The organism is Bacillus sp. SIMBA_154 (genome assembly GCF_046536015.1).
GTDB lineage: Bacteria > Bacillota > Bacilli > Bacillales > Bacillaceae > Bacillus > Bacillus pumilus_P.
In genome coordinates this window covers 1-268 of record NZ_JAWJBV010000304.1, presented here as the reverse complement: position 1 = coordinate 268, position 268 = coordinate 1, and the positions used below count along the sequence as shown (strand labels likewise).

General features: G+C 48.1%; 1 protein-coding gene. It reads left to right on the top strand.

The annotated features are described in order from the left end of the window. Positions 1 to 268 (top strand): M20/M25/M40 family metallo-hydrolase (locus R0K30_RS22145; RefSeq protein WP_410613013.1); only part of this gene is annotated, 268 nt, incomplete at both ends.

The window sequence follows — 268 nt, the reverse complement described above, 5'->3', positions numbered from 1 at the left end:
CTAATAATGTGACAAACTTAATTGCAAAAATAACCTTTGGGGCAGGCCCCGTGGTGGCATTTTCTGGCCATATTGATGTGGTACCCGCAACGCAAGGTGGCTGGTTAGCCGATCCGTTTGGTGGACACATAATTAACGATGCAATTTATGGGCGTGGTGCCGCCGATATGAAAGGAGGCATTGCCGCGATGCTTAGTGCAACGCAGACGTTAATAAACAGCGCGCAGCAAAAGCAGGGAACATTATTTTGGCTGATCACCTCAGATGA